Raw genomic sequence first — 20,549 nt, 5'->3', positions numbered from 1 at the left:
GCCCGGCGCAGCATCTCATTCCGTTTATGCGCCGCGTTGCAGCAGCATGGACTTGATATGCCCGATCGCACGCGTCGGGTTCAAGCCTTTAGGACATACACTGACACAATTCATAATGCTATGGCAGCGGAAAACACTAAAAGCGTCGTCCAGATCATCTAAACGTTCTTGCGTTTCCGTGTCGCGGCTGTCGATCAGGAAGCGATACGCCGCCAGCAGACCGGCAGGCCCGATGAACTTGTCCGGGTTCCACCAGAACGATGGGCAAGAGGTCGAGCAGCAGGCGCACAGAATGCACTCGTACAGACCGTCCAGCTTGGCGCGCTGCTCCGGCGACTGCAGGTGCTCACGCGCCGGCGGGTTCTTGCCGTCGTTCAGCAGGTATGGCTTGATCTTTTCATACTGGGTATAGAACTGGCCCATATCCACCACCAGATCGCGTACCACCGGCAAGCCCGGCAGCGGACGGATCACGATCTTGCCGTTGCCTTTGCGCAGCGACGAAATCGGGGTGATGCACGCCAGGCCGTTTTTACCGTTCATGTTCAGGCCGTCGGAACCGCACACGCCTTCGCGGCATGAGCGACGGAACGACAGGGTCGGGTCTTTTTCTTTCAGCTGGATCAACGCATCCAGCAGCATCATGTCGCGACCTTCTTCCGCTTCCAGGGTGTAATCCTGCATGTGCGGCGCGTCATCGACATCCGGGTTGTAGCGATAAATGGAAAATTCGAGTTTCATCTGTCGATCTCCGCAATTAGTAAGAACGCACTTTCGGCGGGAATGCCGGGCGCAGCTTCGGTTGCATGTTCACTTCACGACGCGTCATGCTTTCCGATTGCGGCAGATACAGCGAATGGCACAGCCAGTTGGCGTCATCGCGTTCCGGGTAGTCGAAGCGGCTGTGCGCGCCGCGGCTCTCGGTACGGAAGTTGGCCGACACGGCGGTGGAATACGCGGTCTCCATCAGGTTATCCAACTCCAGGCACTCGATGCGCTGGGTGTTGAACTCGCTGGAGGTATCGTCCAGGCGTGCGTTCTTCAGACGTTCACGGATCACTTTCAGTTCTTCCAGGCCCTTGGCCATCGCATCGCCTTCGCGGAATACCGAGAAGTTGTGCTGCATGCAAGACTGCAGCGCCTTGCGAATTTCGACCGGGTCTTCGCCGGAACGGGTGTTGTTCCAACGGTTCAGACGATCCAGCGAGGCTTCCACGTCGGAGTCGCTGGCGTCACGGCTCACGCCCTGCTCTTCCAGCGATTCCTGCAGGTGCATGCCGGCGGAACGGCCGAACACCACCAGGTCGAGCAGCGAGTTGCCGCCCAAGCGGTTGGCGCCGTGCACCGATACGCAGGCGATTTCGCCCACCGCGAACAGCCCCGGGATCACCACGTCTTCGCCTTTCTCGTTCACGGTCAGCGCCTGGCCGGTCACCTTGGTCGGAATGCCGCCCATCATATAGTGACAGGTCGGGATAACCGGGATCGGCTCTTTCACCGGATCGACGTGCGCGAAGGTGCGGGACAGTTCCAGAATGCCCGGCAGACGGGATTCCAGCACCTCTTTGCCCAGGTGATCCAGCTTCAGCTTGGCGTGCGGGCCCCAAGGACCGTCGCAGCCGCGGCCTTCGCGGATTTCGATCATGATCGAACGGGCAACCACGTCGCGGCCCGCCAGATCTTTGGCGTTCGGCGCATAACGCTCCATGAAGCGCTCGCCGTGTTTGTTCAGCAGGTAACCGCCTTCGCCGCGGCAGCCTTCGGTCACCAGCACGCCCGCGCCGGCGATGCCGGTCGGGTGGAACTGCCACATTTCCATGTCCTGCACCGGCACGCCGGCGCGCAGCGCCATGCCGACACCGTCGCCGGTGTTGATGTGGGCGTTGGTGGTGGACTGGTAAATACGGCCTGCGCCGCCGGTCGCCAGCACGGTGGCCTTGGCTTTGAAGTAAACCACTTCACCGGTTTCGATGCAGATAGCCGTGGTGCCAACCACCGCGCCGTCCTGGTTTTTCACCAGATCGAGCGCATACCACTCGGAGAAGATGGTGGTGTGGTTTTTCAGGTTCTGTTGGTACAGGGTGTGCAGCAGCGCGTGGCCGGTACGGTCGGCTGCGGCTGCGGTACGCGCCGCCTGCTCGCCGCCGAAGTTCAGCGACTGGCCGCCGAACGGGCGCTGATAGATGCGGCCGTCGTCCAGACGAGAGAACGGCAGGCCCATGTGTTCCAGTTCCAGAATCGCTTCCGGGCCGGTTTTACACATATATTCGATGGCGTCCTGGTCACCGATATAGTCGGAACCTTTCACCGTGTCGTACATATGCCATTCCCAGTTGTCCTCGTGGCTGTTGCCCAGCGCGACGGTGATGCCGCCCTGTGCGGACACGGTATGGGAACGGGTCGGGAAAACTTTGGACAGCAGGGCACAGGTCGAGCCCGCTTGGGAAATTTGCAGCGCGGCACGCATGCCCGCACCGCCGGCGCCGATTACGACGGCATCAAACTCTCTGACTGGCAGTTTCATTTAAGCACCCCACACTACGATTGTTCCGTACAGTAAATAGACCAGCAACGCGACCACGACAGCCAGCTGCAACACCAGGCGAACCGCCAGCGGCTTGACGTAGTCCGTCAGCACCTGCCACAGCCCGATCCAGGCGTGCACCAGAATCGACAGCAAGGTCAGCAGAGTGAACACTTTCGTAATGGAAGTGGCGAAGAAACCGCGCCAGATGTCATAAGTGAGTTCCGGAGCCGTGACGAAGAAGCCCAGGATATACAGGACGTACAGGGTGATAATGATAGCGGAAGCGCGCAGCAGCAGCCAATCGTGCACGCCGTTGCGCCCTAATGCAGAAACGTTGTTTACCATACGAGGACTCCAGCCAGAACTGACAGCACGACGGTCAGGCCGATCGCCACCTGGGCGGAACGGGTACCGGCGGCCAAACTCTCTTCGATGTAGCCAAAATCCATTAACAAGTGACGGATGCCACCGCAAATGTGATAGGCCAGCGCCGTGAGGATGCCCCAGAATATGAATTTGACGATGAAGCTATTCATGATGGCGGCCGCCTGCAGGAACCCCTCTTGGGAAGAGAGTGACAGGCCCAGCAGCCAGAGGAGGATACCCACGGCAACGAAGGTAATTACGCCAGAGACTCGGTGTAAGATAGACGCTATCGCAGTTACGGGGAACCGGATCGTTTGCAGATCCAAGTTGACAGGTCGTTGTTTTTTCACGTATTTGCCCACACAGCTCTTATTATTTTCCTTCCTCCGGGCCTGGGCGGGGATCAGACAGCGTTAAGAGCCTAAAACCCTTACACGTCACGCGCTCAAACATCAACATCCTCTGTGCTCAAACGGCGCGCATTTATAACGCTGGGTGCTCCTACTTCAGGGTAATCCGGAGACCTGGCGGCAGTATAGGAGGATCACATTCTGATTACAATTCTCATACAACCGCTTTGATAACATTTCCCCCGAACAGTGATTCAGATCACGGATTTCACAATTAGTGCAAAATTAATTATCTGATTTGACAAGAGATCAACATTTCCATTACATATAGGGGCACAAACGGTCCTATGATGCGCTATGGGTCAGCAGATACACTTCCCCCCGGGTTCGAGTTGTGCAACAGTGTATTTGACGAACCTATCCCAATAGCCGTTGTTTCCCGCTCGATTTTGCCGGCGTCAAAAAGCAAATAAAGCAAATAAAAACAGATTATTGGGATAGGTTCACATCTCTTCGAACAGCTCATAGGTAAGATTAACAGACTATAACGAATTACTATGAATCGTTAACAACTGGTCACCCGTCTCGTTCGCCTGGTCAGCACTCTGTACCCTACCCGCGCACAGTTGCGCAGTCGCTCACAGAGTTAGCGTCCGCACCATTTTTTTGCGGGCAACCTGCAGAGATTTAAGGTATTTCAGTTGTTAGTGGTTTTTAAAATAAGGCGCTAAGGAGACAGTAAATGACTGATAAGAAAGCGACGCTAACCATTAACGACAGCGAAGCTCCGATCGAACTGGGCGTATTGACACCGACACTGGGCCCCGATGTCCTCGATGTCCGCGCTCTGGGTTCCAAAGGTTATTTCACATTTGATCCCGGCTTTACCTCCACCGCTTCTTGCGAATCCAAGATTACCTTCATCGACGGCGACAAAGGCGTGCTGCTGCACCGCGGCTTCCCTATCGAGCAGCTGGCGAAAGAATCTTCCTACCTGGAAGTGTGCTACATCCTGCTCTACGGCGAGACCCCAACGCCGGAAGAGTTCGAGACCTTCAAGACCACCGTCACCCGCCACACCATGATCCACGACCAGATCACCCATCTGTTCCGTGGCTTCCGTCGCGACTCGCACCCGATGGCGGTGCTGTGCGGCGTGACCGGCGCGCTGGCGGCGTTCTACCACGATGCGCTGGACGTCAACAACGAGCGTCACCGTGAAATCACCGCGTTCCGCCTGCTGTCCAAAATGCCGACCGTGGCGGCGATGTGCTACAAATACTCCCTGGGCCAGCCGTTCGTTTACCCGCGCAACGATCTGTCCTATGCCGGCAACTTCCTGCACATGATGTTCGCCACCCCGTGCGAAGAGTACGTGGTGAACCCGGTGTTGGAACGCGCCATGGACCGCATCCTGATCCTGCACGCCGACCATGAGCAGAACGCCTCTACCTCTACCGTGCGCACCGCCGGCTCTTCCGGCGCCAACCCGTTCGCCTGCATCGCGGCCGGCATCGCTTCCCTGTGGGGGCCGGCACACGGCGGCGCCAACGAAGCGGCGCTGAAAATGCTGGAAGAGATCAAGACCGTCGAGCACATTCCGGAATTCATCAAGCGCGCCAAGGACAAGAACGACTCCTTCCGCCTGATGGGCTTCGGCCACCGCGTGTACAAGAACTACGATCCGCGCGCTACCGTGATGCGCGAAACCTGTCACGAAGTGCTGAAAGAGCTGAACAAGAAGGACGACAACCTGCTGCAGGTCGCGATGGAGCTGGAACACATCGCGCTGAACGACCCGTACTTCATCGAGAAGAAACTGTACCCGAACGTCGACTTCTACTCCGGCATCATCCTGAAGGCGATGGGCATTCCTTCTTCCATGTTCACCGTGATCTTCGCCATCGCGCGCACCATCGGCTGGATCGCCCACTGGAACGAAATGCACGACGAAGGCATCAAAATTGCCCGTCCGCGTCAGCTGTACACCGGCTATGCCGAACGCGATTTCAAATCCCAGCTGAAAAACAAGTAAGCCGCTTTCCCGGCTGAAACCGCACCGCGCCGCCCCTTCGGGCGGCGTTTTTTTTGGTTATTTCTGGCAACCCGGGCACCAATAAAACGGCCGCGACGACAGATCGGTACGCACGATCATCCCGCCGCAGCGTTCGCAGGGCTCGCCGCTGCGATGAAACACCTTGAAGCGAAACAGCGCGCCGTGATGCCGGTTGTCATCCGCCTGCCCGCGCGTCTGGTAGGAAAGGCGCGGCACTGCCAGCAATGCTTCCGCCAGGCGGCGCAGCGCCTCCGGCGGCAGATCCTGCGGTTTGTGCTGCGGTGCCAGTTCGGCCTGCCACAGGATTTCGGCGCGCAGATAATTGCCCAATCCGGCGAGAAACGCCTGGTCGAGCAGCATGCCGCCCAGCTGCCGGCGGCGAAAACGCGGCGTCAGCAACCGCTCCTCCACATCGTCTACCGTCAACGACATGTCCAACACGTCGGGGCCGATGCGTTGCAAAAACGGGTGTTGCTCTATCTCCTCGCGCGGCCCGACGGTAATGTCGGAAGCGCTGTAGAGCAATATCGCGCTGCGGGCGGTTTCCAGCCGCACCCGCAGATCGCGCCTGGTCTCCGGCGTTTCCCCGGCCGCCGCCACTTTCCACACGCCATACAGCTGGTTGTGGCTGTACATCGTCAACCCATTGGAGAAATGGGTCAGCAGCGCCTTGCCGCGCGGCTCGATGGCGACGATGCGCTCGCCGAGCAGACGCTGGCGATAGTGTTTCAGCTGGGGAAAAGCGAAATCGACGGCGGTCAACGGCTGATCGATCACCGCCGCCGCCAGTTTGTCCGCCGCCCGGCGAATCTCCGGTCCTTCCGGCATAGACCACTCCTTACGTAGACCCGGCGCAGCCCGATGCGCCGGGGATTTTCTTGATTAATGCGTCGCGCCGCCCACCACTTTCAGATCGTGTTCCACCTGCAAAGCGATGGAAACGGCCAGCTCCAATGCAAACAGCACCGTCGAAGCCGCCATGCTCGGCGCGCCGGGGTGCGCCGCCGCCTGCTCCGGCAGATACGGGATATGGATAAAGCCGCCCTTCACCTCGCGCTGGCCGCTCAAACGGTGCAGCAAGCCATACATGACATGGTTGCACACGTAGGTGCCGGCGGTCTGCGAAACGGCGGCCGGAATGCCGGCCTCACGCATCGAACTGACCATCGCCTTGATCGGCAAGGTGCTGAAATAGGCCGCCGGGCCGCCGGCGACGATCGGCTCGTCCACCGGCTGTTGCCCCTGATTGTCGGGGATACGCGCATCGTCGACGTTGATCGCCACCCGTTCAATCGTGATGTCGGTGCGGCCGCCGGCCTGGCCGATAGCCAGCACCATCACCGGCTGCACCTCGTCGATCGCCGCATTGAGCGCGTCCAGCGCCGCGCCGAACACGCACGGCAGCTGGCGCGCCACGATGCGCGTGCCGACCAGCTCCATATCATTGAGCTGCTTCACCACTTCCCAGGAGGGGTTAAGGCGCTCGCCGCCAAACGGCTCAAAGCCGGTAATCAATACTTTTTGCATCCTTACTCCTACAGGAACATCAGGAAATACAGCAGAAACACGTTAACCAACAGCAGCAGCACGCCGGTCGGCACCTGCGCCTTGATCACCGCATTCTTGTCCGGTAGCTCCAGCAGCGCCGCCGGCACGATGTTAAAGTTCGCCGCCATCGGCGTCATCAGGGTGCCACAATAGCCGGAGAACATGCCGATCGCCGCCATCACCGCCGGGTTGCCGCCGTGCTGCAACACCAGGATCGGAATGCCGATGCCGGCGGTAACGATCGGGAAAGCGGCGAAGGCGTTGCCCATCACCATGGTCAGCACCGCCATACCGATAGCGTAGACTGCCACGGCGATAAAGCGGTTATCGACCGCCAGATACTCCTGGGTCAAATGCGAGATCGCGGTGCCGACGCCGGCGACGGTAAACAGCAGCCCCAGCGTGGCGAGGATCTGCGGCAGAATGAACGCCCAGCCGATCGAATCCAGCAAGCGCCGCGCTTCCTGTATCGGCTGCAGGGCCTTCTCATGGGTCATTTTCACCGCGATCGCCAGACCGATCAGGCAGCCGACGGTCATCGAGAACAGGGTGATCAGCGTCGCATGGTTGCCGCTGCCGAATACCGCGCTTTGCAACGCCGGCACGTTGTTGAAGAGCAGCACGCCGATCACCGTCACCACCGGGATTGCCAGAGCGGGAATAAACAGCTTGTTGCCCAGGCGCTTGGCGCTGGCCTCGCGCTCCTGCGGCGTCCGTTGATGATAGCTGCCGAGGCGCACACCGCCAAAGCCGGCGATCAAGGCCATCACCACCACCACCACGCCAACGATGATATGCAGCATGCGTTTTTCGTTGCTGCCCTCGCCCAGCACGTCGCCCAGCAGGCGGTAAGTCCAGTCGCCGACCAGGAACACCAGGCCGTACAGCCCCCAAAACAGCCCGGTGGTGATGCGGCGCGGGTTGGCGCGATCGCGGAAGGACATCACCGCCACAATCAGCAGCACCGCGCCGGCCAGCCAGTAGAGATATTGTTGCTGGAAGTTCATCGTGCCTCCCCCTTCGCCTGCAGCGCCGCCTGATTCAGCTGCGCCAGCTCGGCGCTCAGCTGCTTATCCATCCGATACAGCCGGAACGCGTGGATCAGGAAAGCGAAAATCGCGGTCGGAATGCCCCACAGCGCGATATGCAGCGGCTCGGTCTGAATGCCGCCGGACTCCAGCATAAAGTTGTGCATGAAGATGATCGCGCCGAAGGCGACGAAGATATCTTCGCCGAAGAACAGCCCGACGTTGTCGGTCGCGGCCGACATGGCACGCAAACGGTGGCGCGTGCGCTCCGGCAGCTCGCCGTAGCGGTTTTCCGTCGCCCCTTCCGCCATCGGCGCCAGCAGCGGCCGCACCATCTGCGGATGCCCGCCCAGGCTGGTCAGCCCCATCGCCGCGGTAATCTCACGCACGAACAGGTAGACGATCAGCAGACGGCCGGCGGTGGCGCTTTTGATCCTGGCGATCCACGTCTGCGCCCGTTCTTTCAGCCCGTGGCGCTCCAGCAGGCCGATCACCGCCAGCGGCAACAGCAGGATCAGCGGCAGGTTGCGGGTGTTGAGAAAACCCTCGCCGAGCTTTTCCAAAATGACGTCCAGCGGCATCAGCGCCGCCAAACCGGTGATGATACCGGCGGCGATCACCACCAGCACCGGGTTGAAACGCAATACAAACCCGACCACGATGGCGGCGATGCCGATCAGTGGCCAGAGATTCACGGCCTGTTCCATAGTCTTCCCTCGATATTTTCTAATAGTTTTTTGCTTGTGATGTTGTGTCTTGCTTTACTGCTCCGCGCTGACGCGGATGCCCTGCTGAACAAAACTGTCCCGCAGCTTGCGCGCATACGCCAGCGCATGCTCGCCGTCCCCGTGCAGGCAGACGGTTTCCGCCTGAACGGCGGTCCAGACGCCATCCACGCTGCGCACCCGGTGATGGCGCACCATCTCCAGCGTTTGCGCCAGCGCCTGTTCGTCATCCTCAATCAGCGCCCCCGGCAAACCGCGCGGCACCAGCGTGCCGTCGGCCTGATAGCCGCGATCGGCGAATACCTCCTGTCGGGTAGTCAGACCAAGTTTTTCCCCGGCGCGAATCAGCTCGCTGCCGGCCAGCCCCACCAGCCGCAATGCCGGATCGACCGCCTGCACCGCCCGGGCGATCGCTTCCGCCAGCGCCGGCTCAACCGCCGCCTGGTTGTACAGCATGCCGTGCGGCTTAACGTGCACCATCACCCCGCCCTCGGCGCGGGCGATCGCCGCCAGCGCCCCGAGCTGATACACCACCTGCGCGTACACCGTTTCCGGCGGCAGCTGCATGCGGGTGCGGCCGAAGTTCTCCCGATCGGGAAAACTCGGGTGGGCGCCGATCGCCACGCCGTACTGCAATGCCCAGCGCACCGACTGACGCATGGTCTGCGCATCGCCGGCGTGGAAGCCGCAGGCGATGTTGGCCGAGCTCACCAGTTGCAACAGCGCCTGGTCGTTGGCGCAGCCTTCGCCGAGATCGGCGTTCAAATCAACGATCATGTAACCCCCAGGCAATCTGTCGAAGGAAGAGATCCTGCTCGGCTTTGGCGCGCTGCGCCTCCGTCAGTGAGCAGAGAACGAAGTGGATCGGTTCGCCGAGACGGATCTGCGCCAAGTGGTAGAGATCGGCCTCGATCACGCAGGCGATACGCGGGTAACCGCCGGTAGTTTGCGCATCGGCCATCAGCACGATCGGCTGGCCGTTGTGCGGCACCTGCACCACGCCGGGCAGCAGGCCGTGCGACAGCATCTCGCGGTCGGTGGTGCGTTCCAGCGGCGTGCCGCCGTGCAGGCGGTAGCCCATGCGGTTGCTCTGCGGGCTGAGCTGCCAGGCGGTGCGCCAGAACGTGTCCTGCGCCTCTTCGCTGAATTCAGCGTACTCCGGCCCCGGCAGCGCGCGAATGCGGTTGGTGAACAGCAGTTGCTTCACGCCGCAGCGGTGTTGCGGCAGCACGGTGGATTTGCCCAGCGGCAACCGATCGCCGTCCTTCAGATTACGGCCTTCGTGGCCGCCAAAGGCGGCTTTCATGTCGGTGCTGCATGAGCCCAGCATTTCCGGCACGGCGATGCCGCCCGAGATCGCCAGGTAGCTGCGCATGCCGCGTTTCGGCGTGCCCAGCGCCAGCCGCTGCCCCTTTTTCACCGGGTAGCGCCAGCCGGTCCACAGCGGCTTGCCGTCCAGCTGCGCGTCGCAGCCGGCACCGGTCAAGGCGATCCAGCCAGGGCGGGTAAACTCGGCGCTGAACTGGCCGAGGGTGATCTCCAGCCCGGCGGCCTCCGGCGCATTGCCCACCAGCAGGTTGGCGATCTTCAGCGCCGGTTGATCCAGCGCCCCGCCGGTGCTGATGCCCAGGCGGCGGAATCCCTCGCGGCCCAAATCCTGCACCGTGGTATAGATGCCGGCACGCAGAATAATCAGCATACGCCCTCCTTCTGCGGCACGAAGCGCACGTTATCGCCCGGGCGCAGCAGCGTCGGCGGCATTTCATGCGGATTGAACAGCGCCAGCGGCGTGCGGCCGATCAGCTGCCAGCCGCCGGGCGTCACCAGCGGATAGATACCGGTCTGGCCGCCGCCGATGCCGACGGAGCCGGCCGCCACCGCCAGACGCGGTTCCGCGCGGCGCGGCGTCGCCAGTTGTTCCGGCATGCCGCCCAAATAGGAGAAGCCCGGCTGAAAGCCGAGGAAATAGACCACGTAGGCCGCCGCCGCGTGGCATTCCACCACCTGCCGCGGCGTCATGCCGGTATGGCGCGCCACTTCATCCAGATCGGGGCCTTGCTCCCCGCCGTAGACCACCGGAATATCCACCTGGCGCGATTCCGGCGTCAGGCTCTCTTTGCTTTCCCAACCTTGCTGCAGCAGCACGAGCATCGCTTCGGCGTCGGCCTGCGGCGTATGCAGCAACAGCGTCAGGTTATTCATCCCCGGCACCACTTCCCGCACGTCGGGGTGGTGATTCAGCTTTTCCGCCAGCGCCCAGATGCGCTGCTGGCTCGGTAAGGTCACCGGCGGCGACAGTTCAAGCACTACCGCTCTTTCACCCAACAGGTAATAACGTGCTTGTTGCACCCTTATTCTCCTTATTATTATCGCGATGAAAAACACACCAGTTATGCGTGACGCGGCCCCGGCTGTCAATAGAACGCAACCATAGGGAAAATAAGGAAATAGCGCGATAGAAGGATTCAGCCGGCGCACAGGCCGGGCTGGATCCGGGGAAGAAAAAAATCAGGCGGGATTCGGGATGTCGATAAAGGTCACATCAAAGCCGTGGTGCTGCGCCAGCCAGTCGCCCAGCGCCTTCACGCCGCCGCGCTCGGTGGCGTGGTGGCCGGCGGCGAAGAAATGCACGCCCATTTCGCGCGCGCTGTGAATGGTCTGCTCAGACACTTCACCGCTGATGAACGCATCGACGCCGAAGCGCGCCGCGCTGTCGATAAAGCCCTGGCCGCCGCCGGTGCACCAGGCCACCCGGCGAATGTACTCAGGCGCGTTATCGCCGCAGTGCAGCACCGCGCGCCCCAGCCGGCTTTCGATACGCTGCTGCAGCGCTTCGCCGGTCAGCGGCTGTTCAAATTCGCCGTGCGGCACCAGCGGCTCGACGTCGCCAATCACCCGAATGCCCAGCGCCTGCGCCAGCTGCGCGTTGTTGCCCAGCACCGGATGCGCGTCCAGCGGCAGGTGGTAGCCGTACAGGTTGATATCATGGGTCAGCAGCGTTTTCAGGCGGTTGCGCTTCATGCCGCGCACCGCCGGCGCCTCGTTTTTCCAGAAATAGCCGTGGTGCACGATAATCGCGTCGGCCTGATGCGCCACCGCGGCGTCCAGCAGCGCCTGACAGGCGGTGACGCCGGTCACGATGCGCTGCACGTGCGGGCGGCCTTCCACCTGCAATCCGTTGGGGGCGTAGTCCTGAAACGCCGCGGCGTTCAGTTCCGTGTTGATCAGTTGTTCCAGATCGAGGTTACGCATTCTCTTCTCTCTTCATAGTCAAAATGTCTGCCGGTCGCCCTGCGCCATCAGGATGAATTTCACCCCCAGATCGTTGCCCTGAGCCAGCTGTTGCGCAATGGCGGCGCGCGTGTCTTCGCCCTGCTTCAGGCTGGGCTTGATGTGGCTGATCACCACCGGCAAACCGTTCAGCGAGCCTTCGCCGCCGCTGTACTGCGTCAGGTTCTTCAGCTCCTTCAGCAGCCAGGCCGGCGTCAAATGGCCGTACAGATGTTTGTCCTCCACCCCGTTAGGGTAAGAGGTTTCGATAATCATGCCCTTGAGCTTCTTCTGCTCGACAAGCGGCCCCAGCGCGCGCCAGACGGTATCGAGATCGCGCGACTGCTCCACCTTATCCGGCCCGGTATCGCCGAAGTAGGCGAAGAACTCGTTGCCGTTGGAAATCAGCAGCATCGACGAAGGATAGCGATCGTGGCTGAGCAGGTACATCACGCCGGTCAATCCGGTCAGGCCGAGGGTAAACCGCTGCTGCGGCCGCACCGTTTGCAGCCGGTAGGTGCCCAGCCGCGAGCCGTTGCCGGCGTCGGTAAAGTTCGGCCACGCCTTCCAGTTGAAGTAGTGATTACGCAGGGTCAGTACGGTGTCCGCCTGGGCGTAAACGGTTTTTTTATTGTCCTCAGGTGAGCCGAGGATCAGCCCCGCCACGTGGTCCAGGTGGCCGTGGCTGATAAAGTAGCTGCCGATCAACTGCCGGAACACATAGCCCTGCGGCGTGTAAGGCGCGGCCAGCTCGGGCGTCACCTGCGGGAAGCTGCCCTTCTCCAGCCCTTTGGCGATGCCCGGCAGCAGCGAACCGGCGTCCAGCGCCACATACCGCGGCTGATTGTCGCTGCGGATCAGGTAGGAGGTCAGGTTGCCGTCGCTGACGCCGCCGTCGACGCCGAGCGCCACCACGTCAAAGCCGGCGATCGCCAGCGCGGAATAGCCGCTCAGGCACAGGGCCAGCACCTTTTTCATCATTGCGTCGCTCCTTGCAGTTGCCTCAAGACTCTCCCCGTTTTGCCGCCTCGAACGCCGCCAGCGTCTCCAGCCGGGCTTGCTTATGATCGACGATCGGCAGCGGGTAGTTCAGCGTGCATCGCTGCTTTTCCGCCCAGCGATGGGGATGATGGATGTCATTGTCGGGCACATCCGCCAGTTCCGGCAACCATTTACGGATAAAAGTGCCTTGTGGATCAAAACGTTCACCCTGAGTCGTCGGGTTGAAGATGCGGAAATACGGCGCGGCGTCGGTGCCGGTGGATGCCGCCCACTGCCAGCCGCCGTTATTGGCCGCCAGATCCCCATCCAGCAGTTGCGACATGAAATAGCGCTCCCCGGCGCGCCAGTCGATCAACAGATCCTTCACCAGAAAACTGGCGCTGATCATGCGCAGCCGGTTGTGCATCCAGCCGGTGGCGTTCAGCTGGCGCATGGCGGCATCGACGATCGGATAGCCGGTCTCGCCCCGCTGCCAGGCGTGCAGCTTCGCCGCGTCATCGCACCAGCGCACCTTGTCCGTCCAGGCAATAAACGGCCGATGGCGGCACAGATCGGGATAGGCTACCAGCAGATGGCGATAGAACTCACGCCAAATCAGCTCGTTGAGCCAGGCGAAGGCACCGCTTTCGCGATCTTCCAGCAGCTGCGGGCATTCGGCGCGCAGGCGGTTGAAGCACTGGCGCGGCGACAGCACGCCGATCGCCAGATAGGGCGACAGGCTACTGGTGCCGTTGAGGGCCGGCAGATCGCGCTGCCGGAGGTAATCCTGCACCTGCTCGCGGCAAAAGGCGCGCAGCCGCTGCAACGCGGCCTCCTCACCGGCGGGATAGCCATCCCCAGTCTCCGCCATAGGGTAATCGAACGCCGCCGGCGCTTCAGGCGCAGGCAACGCGCCACCGGCGCGAGTCTTCGGCGCCGGCAGGCAACTCACGTCGGACTCGGTCAGGCGTTGAAGAAAGGCGTTGCGAAACGGCGTATAGACCTTGTACATCTCGCCGCCGCCGGTGAGTACGCTGCCCGGCGGCAACAGCAGGCTGTCATCGAAACCGTGACACCTCACCCGGCCACTCAACCGCTGTTCCAGCCGCGCATCGCGCCGCCGTTCGTTCAGTTCGTACTGGCGATTGTAAAACAGCGCATCCACCTGCTCTCGCTCGCAATAGTCCGCCAGCCAGTCGATCGACGCGGCAAAGTCCGCACAGGAATGGCAATGCAGCGCAATGCCCTTGTGCGCCAGCGCCTGCTGCACCGCCCGCAGGCTGGCGTGGATCAGCGCCGCCTGCCGCGGCGCCATCTCATGTTGCCGCCACTGCTGCGGTGTGGCGATAAACACCGCCAGCACCCGGGCTTCGGGATCGCTGCAGGCGGCGTGCAGGGCTTTGTTGTCGGTGATACGCAGATCGTTACGCAACCAGACCAGATGCGTGGTCATAAAACTCCTTGTCAATCAATGGCCGTAACGCAAACGCAGCGCCTCCGGATAAGGTTCGAAATAGCGTTGTTCCGCCAGATAGCGATCGGGGTATTCCGCCATGTAATGCTTGAGCAGCGCGATCGGCGCCAACAGCGGCTGCATGCCCTGCCGGTAGCGGTCGATCAGGTGCGCCAGCTCCTGGCGCTGCGCCGCGCTGAGCTGACGGCGGAAGTAGCCCTGCACGTGCATCAACACGTTGGTGTGGTTGCGCCGCGTTGCCTTGTGCGCCAATAGCGCCATCAGGCGGCTGCGGTATTCCACGGCGAAGGCCTCCAGCGAATCCCAGCGGTGAATATCGGCGACGAAGCGCCCCAATTCGCGATACGCCGGCTGCGAATGCGCCAGCAGCGACAGCTTGTAGCGGCTGTGAAACGCGATCAGCCCGCCGCGGGACAGCCCCTGGCGCCACAGCATGTTCAACTCGTACAGCGCGTACACCCGCTCGATAAAGTTTTCCCGCAGTGCCGCATCCTGCAATCGTCCGTCTTCTTCCACCGGCAGCCACGGCATCTGGCGCAGCAGTTCCGCGGTAAACAGCCCGACGCCGTTTTTACGCGAGTCCTTGCCGTTTTCGCTGTAGACCCGCACCCGCTCCAGGCCGCAGCTCGGTGACTTGGCGCAGACGATATAGCCGCACAGATGCTGCAAGGCCGCCACGCGCTGCGCGGAGAAGCCGCGCATCTCCTCGGTCAGATCCACGCCGGCGTCGTTGCTGTAGCGCATCGCCGGCCACGGCTGCGCCTGTTTCACCAGGCGCAGCGCCGGGCGTGGCGTAGGCAGGCCGATCGCCATTTCCGGGCAAACGGGCTCAAAGCGCACATAGGGCGCCAACTGTTCCACCGCAAAGGCCAGCCGTTTGTGGCCGCCGTCGAAACGCACCGCGTCGCCCAGTAAACAGGCGCTGATGCCGATAGGGATCTTGTCGCTCATACCGCTCTCCCGTGTTGTTGACCGATGAGGAAAGTGTAGAAGAATGGCTTGCCGAATACGACCTTGCGCTTGATAGGGCCGGCTATAGGCATAAAAAAACCCTCGCCGCAGGGCGAGGGTTTTCGTGAATCGGCAGTGGCTCAGTAGAAATCGCAGGACGCCAGTTCCGCCTGCTGCAGCCAGACCGGCTTATCGCTGGTTTTTGACCAGACGCGGTGCAGGTAGCTGTAAAAACGCCCGCGATCGCTGCGGAACAGCATCACCGGCAGGGCCAAAATGCCCGCGATAACCACTGCGCTGCGGCGCAGGAGAATCCGATGCAGTGAATAAGCGTGATAGGTCGTAGACATGCGAACCTCCTTAAAAACGCCTGCCGTTGATTTGTCAGGGAAAACGGCGTCGGCGTATCAAATGAACAATCGGTAATTTGGTAACTGGACAAAATTTTAGCGCACTTGATGAAAGTTTACTACTCATCCGACCACTGAATCGCACAAAAAATCGCTAATCGCCGCCGCGATCCGTAATTTTGTTACAGAAAGGTTAATTTTTAACTTACCATGAGTTACATTGTGGTTATTATCTGGTTCATTATTTCCCGCTTACGCCTGTTCTCCCTCCCCCATCAGGGACAATCTCGCCACCGGCCTGATGATTGAAATGCTAAATTTTCGCTGAAATTTCAGCCATTTTTATACTTTTTTTACACCCGCCCGCGCGATTTTTTCATCTTCTTTCTACCCCTCTCCCTACACTGCTTCTATCAAAAACAACACCTCTGGAGGTGTCCCGTGAGTTTCAGCGTTATTGGTGGTGCGCTGTTGGTTCTGCTGCTGTTGGCCTATCTGGTCTACGCCCTGTTTAACGCGGAGGATTTCTGATGGCGGCTTCAGCCTTTTTACTGATCGCCAGCTTCCTGCTGGTGCTTCTGCTGCTGGCCCGGCCGCTGGGCGGCTTTATGGCGCGCCTGATCGAAGGTGAGCCGCTGCCTGCGCTACGCGGGGTGGAAGCCGGCGTCTGGCGCGCCTGCGGCATCCGCGTCACCGAGATGAACTGGTGGCAGTACGCGCTGGCGATCCTGGCGTTCAACCTGCTCGGCCTGGCGCTGCTGTTTGCCCTGCTGATGACACAGGGCTCGCTGCCGCTCAACCCGCAAGGCTTCCCGGGCCTCTCCTGGGATCTGGCGCTCAACACCGCCGTCAGCTTCGTCACCAACACCAACTGGCAGGCCTACAGCGGCGAAAGCGCCCTCAGCTATTTAAGCCAGATGGCCGGGCTGGCGGTGCAGAACTTCGTCTCCGCCTCTACCGGCATCGCCGTGGCCTTTGCGCTGATCCGCGCCTTTACCCGCCGCGCCGGCAAGACCGTCGGCAACGCCTGGGCCGATCTGTTCCGCATCACGCTGTATGTGCTGCTGCCGATCGCGCTGCTGATCGCCCTGTTCTTCGTCAGCCAGGGCACGCTGCAAAACTTCCTGCCTTACCTGCACGTCACCACGCTCGAAGGCGCGCAGCAGACGCTGCCGATGGGGCCGGTGGCCTCGCAGGAAGCGATCAAGATGCTCGGCACCAACGGCGGCGGCTTCTTCGGCGCCAACTCGGCGCACCCGTTCGAGAACCCAACCGTGCTGACCAACTTCGTGCAGATGCTGGCCATCTTCCTGATCCCCTGCGCGCTGTGCTTCTCCTTCGGCCAGTTGGCCGGTGAAAACCGCCAGGGCCATGCGCTGATCTGGGCGATGGCGCTGATCTTCGTGGCGGCGGTGGTGGCGGTGATGGTCGCCGAGCTGGCAGGCAACCCGCACCTGAGCGCGCTGGGCGCCGACAGCAACATCAATATGGAAGGCAAAGAGTCGCGCTTCGGCATTCTCGCCACCAGCCTGTTCTCGGTAGTCACCACCGCCGCGTCCTGCGGGGCAGTCAACGCCATGCACGACTCCTTCACCGCGCTGGGCGGCATGGTGCCGATGTGGCTGATGCAGATCGGCGAAGTGGTGTTCGGCGGCGTCGGCTCCGGCCTGTACGGCATGCTGCTGTTCGTGCTGCTGACGGTGTTTATCGCCGGTCTGATGATCGGCCGCACCCCGGAATATCTGGGCAAGAAGATCGACGTTTACGACATGAAGATGACCGCGCTGGCGATCCTGGTCACGCCGACGCTGGTGCTGCTGGGCAGCGCGCTGGCCATCGGCACCGACGCGGGCCGCGCCGGCATCCTCAACCCGGGCGCCCACGGCTTCAGCGAAGTGCTGTACGCCCTGTCCTCCGCCGCCAACAACAACGGCAGCGCCTTCGCCGGGTTGAGCGTCAATACGCCGTTCTACAACCTGCTGCTGGCCTTCGCCATGTTCGTCGGCCGCTTCGGGGTGATCCTGCCGGTGCTGGCGATCGCCGGCTCGCTGAGCGCCAAGCAGCGCCAGCCGGCGGGCAACGGCACCCTGCCGACCTATGGGCCGCTGTTTATCGGCCTGCTGATCGGCACCGTGCTGCTGGTGGGCGCGCTGACCTTCGTGCCGGCGCTGGCGCTGGGCCCGGTGGCCGAGCATTTGCAGCTTTGGTTGGCAAACTAATCGACGTCACAGAGAGAGAATAAGAGATGACTCGCAAACAACGCGCGCTGTTTGAACCGGCTCTGGTGCGCACCGCGCTGATCGATGCGGTGAAAAAACTGGACCCTCGCGTTCAATGGCGCAACCCGGTGATGTTCGTGGTGTATATCGGCAGCATTCTGACCACCGCCATCTGGCTGGCGATCCTCACCGGCCAAACCGACGGCGCCGCCGCCTTCACCGGCAGCGTCGCCCTGTGGCTGTGGTTCACCGTGCTGTTCGCCAACTTCGCCGAGGCGCTGGCCGAAGGGCGCAGCAAGGCCCAGGCGGAAAGCCTGAAGGGCACCAAGAAAACCAGCTGGGCGAAAAAGCTGGCCGGCCCGCGCCGCGACGGCGCCACGGAGAAAGTGGCCGCCGAGAGCCTGCGCAAAGGCGATATCGTGCTGGTGGAAGCCGGCGATACCATCCCGTGCGACGGCGAAGTGCTGGAAGGCGGCGCCTCGGTGGATGAAAGCGCCATCACCGGCGAATCCGCGCCGGTGATCCGCGAGTCCGGCGGCGACTTCTCCTCGGTCACCGGCGGCACCCGCGTGCTGTCCGACTGGCTGGTTGTGCAGTGCAGCGTCAACCCGGGGGAAACCTTCCTCGATCGCATGATCGCCATGGTGGAAGGCGCCAAACGCCGCAAAACGCCGAACGAGATCGCGCTGACCATCCTGCTGGTGGCGCTGACCATCGTGTTCGTCCTGGCCACCGCCACCCTGTTCCCGTTCTCGCAATACAGCGTGGAAGCGGCCGGCAGCGGCAGCGTGGTCACCATCACCGTGCTGGTCGCGCTGCTGGTCTGCCTGATCCCCACCACTATCGGCGGCCTGCTGTCCGCCATCGGCGTGGCCGGGATGAGCCGCATGCTCGGCGCCAACGTGATCGCCACCAGCGGCCGCGCGGTGGAAGCCGCCGGCGACGTGGACGTGCTGCTGCTGGATAAAACCGGCACCATCACGCTGGGCAACCGCCAGGCTTCGGAGTTCCTGCCGGCGCCGGGCGTGAAAGAGCAAGAGCTGGCGGACGCCGCGCAGCTGGCCTCGCTGGCGGACGAAACGCCGGAAGGCCGCAGCATCGTGGTGCTGGCCAAACAGCGCTTCAACCTGCGCGAACGCGATCTGCAGGCGCTGAACGCCACCTTCGTGCCCTTCTCCGCCCAGACCCGCATGAGCGGCGTCAACGTGCAGGAGCGCATGATCCGCAAAGGCGCGGTGGACGCCATTCGCCGCCACGTCGAAACCAATCAGGGCCACTTCCCGCGGGCGGTGGACGATCTGGTGGAAAGCGTGGCGCGCACCGGCGGCACGCCGCTGGTGGTGGCGGAAGGCGCCCGGGTGCTGGGCGTGGTGGCGCTGAAGGATATCGTCAAGGGCGGCATCAAGGAACGCTTCAATGAGCTGCGCAAGATGGGCATCAAAACGGTGATGATCACCGGCGATAACCCGCTGACCGCGGCGGCGATCGCCGCCGAAGCCGGGGTGGACGATTTCCTGTCGGAAGCCACGCCGGAAGCCAAGCTGGCGCTGATCCGCCAGTATCAGGGAGAAGGCCGTTTGGTGGCGATGACCGGCGACGGCACCAACGACGCCCCGGCGCTGGCGCAGGCCGATGTGGCGGTGGCGATGAACTCCGGCACCCAGGCTGCCAAAGAGGCGGGCAACATGGTCGATCTGGATTCCAACCCGACCAAGCTGATCGAAGTGGTGCATATCGGCAAACAGATGCTGATGACGCGCGGCTCGCTGACCACCTTCAGCATCGCCAACGACGTGGCCAAATACTTCGCCATCATTCCGGCGGCGTTCGCGGCCACCTACCCGCAGCTGAACGCGCTGAACGTGATGCACCTGCACTCCCCCGCCTCCGCCATCATGTCGGCGGTGATCTTCAACGCCCTGGTGATCGTGTTCCTGATCCCGCTGGCGCTGAAAGGGGTGAGCTATAAACCGATGAGCGCCGCGGCCCTGCTGCGCCGCAACCTGTGGCTGTACGGGGTCGGCGGTCTGCTGGTGCCGTTCGTCGGCATCAAATTGATCGACCTGATCCTGGTCGCGCTGCACGTCGCCGGTTAACCATTGAGGGAAATGAACATGACTTATTTACGACCTGCGCTGGTGATGCTGATTTTGCTGACGCTGATCACCGGCATCGCCTATCCGCTGCTGACCACCGGGCTGGCGCAGCTGCTGTTTCCGGCCGCGGCCAACGGCTCGCTGCTGTACCAAGGCGACAAGGCGGTGGGCTCAGCACTGATCGGCCAGAACTTTATGCGCGCCGACTATTTCTGGGGCCGCCCGTCGGCCACCGGCGATTCGGCCTATAATCCACAGGCCTCCGCCGGCAGCAACCTGGCGGCCACCAACCCGGCGCTGGATAAGGCTATCGCCGAACGCGCAGCGCAGCTGCGCCAGGCCAACCCGGCAATGAGCGGCCCGATCCCGGTCGATCTGCTGACCGCCTCCGGCAGCGGGTTGGATCCGCAGATCTCGATCGCCGCCGCGCAATATCAGCTGGCGCGGGTAGCGGCGGCGCGTCATCTGCCGCCGGAACAGATCGCCAAACTGATCGAAGACAATACCGATCGGGCCACGCCCAACTTCATGGGGGAATCGGTGGTCAACGTGCTGAAGCTGAACCTGGCGCTGGATGCGTTGAAGTAACGCGCCGTATTCAGCATAGT

At 62.1% G+C, this 20,549-nt stretch carries 21 protein-coding genes; 5 read left to right on the top strand and 16 right to left on the bottom strand.

The genetic code is table 11. The features are described 5' to 3' along the window. Positions 1-24 precede the first annotated feature (24 nt). From ACJ8IM_RS05545 to sdhC, 4 genes are read right to left on the bottom strand one after another with little or no spacing between them, the layout of a single operon-like run. Positions 25-741, bottom strand: coding sequence for a succinate dehydrogenase iron-sulfur subunit (locus ACJ8IM_RS05545; RefSeq protein ID WP_004939885.1), 717 nt, complete (start codon positions 739-741; stop codon positions 25-27). A gap of 16 nt (positions 742-757) precedes the next feature. Further along, positions 758-2,524, bottom strand: a complete 1,767-nt coding sequence (gene sdhA, locus ACJ8IM_RS05540) for a succinate dehydrogenase flavoprotein subunit (protein WP_015376974.1) — start codon at positions 2,522-2,524, stop codon at positions 758-760. Beyond that, positions 2,525-2,872: a succinate dehydrogenase membrane anchor subunit gene (gene sdhD / locus ACJ8IM_RS05535; RefSeq protein WP_004939891.1), complete on the bottom strand. Its 348-nt coding sequence runs from the start codon at positions 2,870-2,872 to the stop codon at positions 2,525-2,527. Next, positions 2,866-3,255: a succinate dehydrogenase cytochrome b556 subunit gene (gene sdhC, locus ACJ8IM_RS05530; RefSeq protein WP_004939893.1), complete on the bottom strand. Its 390-nt coding sequence runs from the start codon at positions 3,253-3,255 to the stop codon at positions 2,866-2,868. The genes sdhD and sdhC overlap by 7 nt, the downstream gene beginning before the upstream one ends. Positions 3,256-3,985: 730 nt before the next feature. On the opposite strand from sdhC, the gene ACJ8IM_RS05525 reads away from it, so the two are divergent. Beyond that, positions 3,986-5,278, top strand: a complete 1,293-nt coding sequence (locus tag ACJ8IM_RS05525; RefSeq protein WP_016928730.1) for a citrate synthase — start codon at positions 3,986-3,988, stop codon at positions 5,276-5,278. A gap of 57 nt (positions 5,279-5,335) precedes the next feature. Here ACJ8IM_RS05525 and nei read toward each other — a convergent pair whose 3' ends face one another. From nei to ACJ8IM_RS05465, 12 genes are all read right to left on the bottom strand, one after another. Then, positions 5,336-6,127 carry an endonuclease VIII gene (gene nei, locus ACJ8IM_RS05520; RefSeq protein ID WP_033655162.1) on the bottom strand — a complete coding sequence of 264 codons (792 nt, stop codon included), beginning with the start codon at positions 6,125-6,127 and terminating at the stop codon, positions 5,336-5,338. A 54-nt stretch (positions 6,128-6,181) separates the two neighbouring features. After that, positions 6,182-6,826, bottom strand: a complete 645-nt coding sequence (gene pcp, locus ACJ8IM_RS05515) for a pyroglutamyl-peptidase I (protein ID WP_033655163.1) — start codon at positions 6,824-6,826, stop codon at positions 6,182-6,184. 8 nt (positions 6,827-6,834) lie between these two features. Then, a complete protein-coding gene (locus ACJ8IM_RS05510) occupies positions 6,835-7,854 on the bottom strand; it encodes a DUF979 domain-containing protein (protein WP_033655164.1) in 1,020 nt (339 codons plus the stop codon). After that, positions 7,851-8,582, bottom strand: a complete 732-nt coding sequence (locus tag ACJ8IM_RS05505) for a DUF969 domain-containing protein (protein ID WP_033655165.1) — start codon at positions 8,580-8,582, stop codon at positions 7,851-7,853. The genes ACJ8IM_RS05510 and ACJ8IM_RS05505 overlap by 4 nt, the downstream gene beginning before the upstream one ends. A gap of 54 nt (positions 8,583-8,636) precedes the next feature. Beyond that, complete coding sequence (gene pxpA, locus ACJ8IM_RS05500; RefSeq protein WP_033655166.1) at positions 8,637-9,377, bottom strand: 5-oxoprolinase subunit PxpA; 741 nt, start codon at positions 9,375-9,377, stop codon at positions 8,637-8,639. Beyond that, complete coding sequence (pxpC, locus tag ACJ8IM_RS05495) at positions 9,367-10,299, bottom strand: 5-oxoprolinase subunit PxpC (protein WP_033655167.1); 933 nt, start codon at positions 10,297-10,299, stop codon at positions 9,367-9,369. Before pxpC ends, pxpA begins: the two co-directional genes overlap by 11 nt. After that, positions 10,293-10,949, bottom strand: a complete 657-nt coding sequence (gene pxpB / locus ACJ8IM_RS05490) for a 5-oxoprolinase subunit PxpB (protein ID WP_101427886.1) — start codon at positions 10,947-10,949, stop codon at positions 10,293-10,295. The genes pxpC and pxpB overlap by 7 nt, the downstream gene beginning before the upstream one ends. 159 nt (positions 10,950-11,108) lie before the next feature. Continuing rightward, positions 11,109-11,852: a type 2 GTP cyclohydrolase I gene (locus tag ACJ8IM_RS05485; RefSeq protein ID WP_033655168.1), complete on the bottom strand. Its 744-nt coding sequence runs from the start codon at positions 11,850-11,852 to the stop codon at positions 11,109-11,111. Between the two features lie 18 nt (positions 11,853-11,870). Further along, positions 11,871-12,851, bottom strand: a complete 981-nt coding sequence (locus ACJ8IM_RS05480; protein ID WP_033655169.1) for an MBL fold metallo-hydrolase — start codon at positions 12,849-12,851, stop codon at positions 11,871-11,873. Positions 12,852-12,873: 22 nt separating this feature from the next. Then, a complete protein-coding gene (phrB, locus tag ACJ8IM_RS05475) occupies positions 12,874-14,304 on the bottom strand; it encodes a deoxyribodipyrimidine photo-lyase (protein ID WP_033655170.1) in 1,431 nt (476 codons plus the stop codon). Positions 14,305-14,319: 15 nt separating this feature from the next. After that, positions 14,320-15,276 (bottom strand): YbgA family protein, encoded by a 957-nt coding sequence (locus ACJ8IM_RS05470; protein WP_033655171.1) that lies wholly within the window; start codon positions 15,274-15,276, stop codon positions 14,320-14,322. A 140-nt stretch (positions 15,277-15,416) separates the two neighbouring features. Next, positions 15,417-15,626, bottom strand: a complete 210-nt coding sequence (locus ACJ8IM_RS05465; RefSeq protein ID WP_004939916.1) for a YbfA family protein — start codon at positions 15,624-15,626, stop codon at positions 15,417-15,419. A gap of 441 nt (positions 15,627-16,067) precedes the next feature. Between ACJ8IM_RS05465 and ACJ8IM_RS05460 the strand changes: the two genes are divergently transcribed. From ACJ8IM_RS05460 to kdpC, 4 genes are read left to right on the top strand one after another with little or no spacing between them, the layout of a single operon-like run. Further along, the gene (locus ACJ8IM_RS05460) at positions 16,068-16,157 is read left to right on the top strand and encodes a K(+)-transporting ATPase subunit F (RefSeq protein WP_016928742.1); all 90 of its coding nucleotides are present in this window, start codon (positions 16,068-16,070) and stop codon (positions 16,155-16,157) included. Continuing rightward, a complete protein-coding gene (gene kdpA / locus ACJ8IM_RS05455; protein WP_033655172.1) occupies positions 16,157-17,845 on the top strand; it encodes a potassium-transporting ATPase subunit KdpA in 1,689 nt (562 codons plus the stop codon). The genes ACJ8IM_RS05460 and kdpA overlap by 1 nt, the downstream gene beginning before the upstream one ends. Positions 17,846-17,871: 26 nt before the next feature. Beyond that, positions 17,872-19,941 (top strand): potassium-transporting ATPase subunit KdpB, encoded by a 2,070-nt coding sequence (gene kdpB / locus ACJ8IM_RS05450; protein WP_033637460.1) that lies wholly within the window; start codon positions 17,872-17,874, stop codon positions 19,939-19,941. 18 nt (positions 19,942-19,959) lie between these two features. Then, positions 19,960-20,529, top strand: coding sequence for a potassium-transporting ATPase subunit KdpC (gene kdpC, locus ACJ8IM_RS05445; protein WP_033655177.1), 570 nt, complete (start codon positions 19,960-19,962; stop codon positions 20,527-20,529). Positions 20,530-20,549 lie beyond the last annotated feature (20 nt).

The organism is Serratia sp. CY33525 (genome assembly GCF_052169115.1).
GTDB classification, from domain to species: Bacteria; Pseudomonadota; Gammaproteobacteria; order Enterobacterales; family Enterobacteriaceae; genus Serratia; species Serratia sarumanii.
This window is presented reverse-complemented; position numbering and strand designations above follow the sequence as displayed.

Coding starts and splice junctions, on each gene's coding strand:
- ACJ8IM_RS05505 (WP_033655165.1), bottom strand. CDS start 8,582: ATGGAACAGGCCGTGAATCTCTGGCCACTGATCGGCATCGCCGCCATC.
- ACJ8IM_RS05545 (WP_004939885.1), bottom strand. CDS start 741: ATGAAACTCGAATTTTCCATTTATCGCTACAACCCGGATGTCGATGAC.
- ACJ8IM_RS05525 (WP_016928730.1), top strand. CDS start 3,986: ATGACTGATAAGAAAGCGACGCTAACCATTAACGACAGCGAAGCTCCG.
- ACJ8IM_RS05485 (WP_033655168.1), bottom strand. CDS start 11,852: ATGCGTAACCTCGATCTGGAACAACTGATCAACACGGAACTGAACGCC.
- ACJ8IM_RS05480 (WP_033655169.1), bottom strand. CDS start 12,851: ATGATGAAAAAGGTGCTGGCCCTGTGCCTGAGCGGCTATTCCGCGCTG.
- sdhD (WP_004939891.1), bottom strand. CDS start 2,872: ATGGTAAACAACGTTTCTGCATTAGGGCGCAACGGCGTGCACGATTGG.
- sdhA (WP_015376974.1), bottom strand. CDS start 2,524: ATGAAACTGCCAGTCAGAGAGTTTGATGCCGTCGTAATCGGCGCCGGC.
- kdpC (WP_033655177.1), top strand. CDS start 19,960: ATGACTTATTTACGACCTGCGCTGGTGATGCTGATTTTGCTGACGCTG.
- kdpA (WP_033655172.1), top strand. CDS start 16,157: ATGGCGGCTTCAGCCTTTTTACTGATCGCCAGCTTCCTGCTGGTGCTT.
- kdpB (WP_033637460.1), top strand. CDS start 17,872: ATGACTCGCAAACAACGCGCGCTGTTTGAACCGGCTCTGGTGCGCACC.
- ACJ8IM_RS05465 (WP_004939916.1), bottom strand. CDS start 15,626: ATGTCTACGACCTATCACGCTTATTCACTGCATCGGATTCTCCTGCGC.
- phrB (WP_033655170.1), bottom strand. CDS start 14,304: ATGACCACGCATCTGGTCTGGTTGCGTAACGATCTGCGTATCACCGAC.
- pcp (WP_033655163.1), bottom strand. CDS start 6,826: ATGCAAAAAGTATTGATTACCGGCTTTGAGCCGTTTGGCGGCGAGCGC.
- ACJ8IM_RS05510 (WP_033655164.1), bottom strand. CDS start 7,854: ATGAACTTCCAGCAACAATATCTCTACTGGCTGGCCGGCGCGGTGCTG.
- pxpA (WP_033655166.1), bottom strand. CDS start 9,377: ATGATCGTTGATTTGAACGCCGATCTCGGCGAAGGCTGCGCCAACGAC.
- pxpC (WP_033655167.1), bottom strand. CDS start 10,299: ATGCTGATTATTCTGCGTGCCGGCATCTATACCACGGTGCAGGATTTG.
- ACJ8IM_RS05470 (WP_033655171.1), bottom strand. CDS start 15,276: ATGAGCGACAAGATCCCTATCGGCATCAGCGCCTGTTTACTGGGCGAC.
- nei (WP_033655162.1), bottom strand. CDS start 6,127: ATGCCGGAAGGACCGGAGATTCGCCGGGCGGCGGACAAACTGGCGGCG.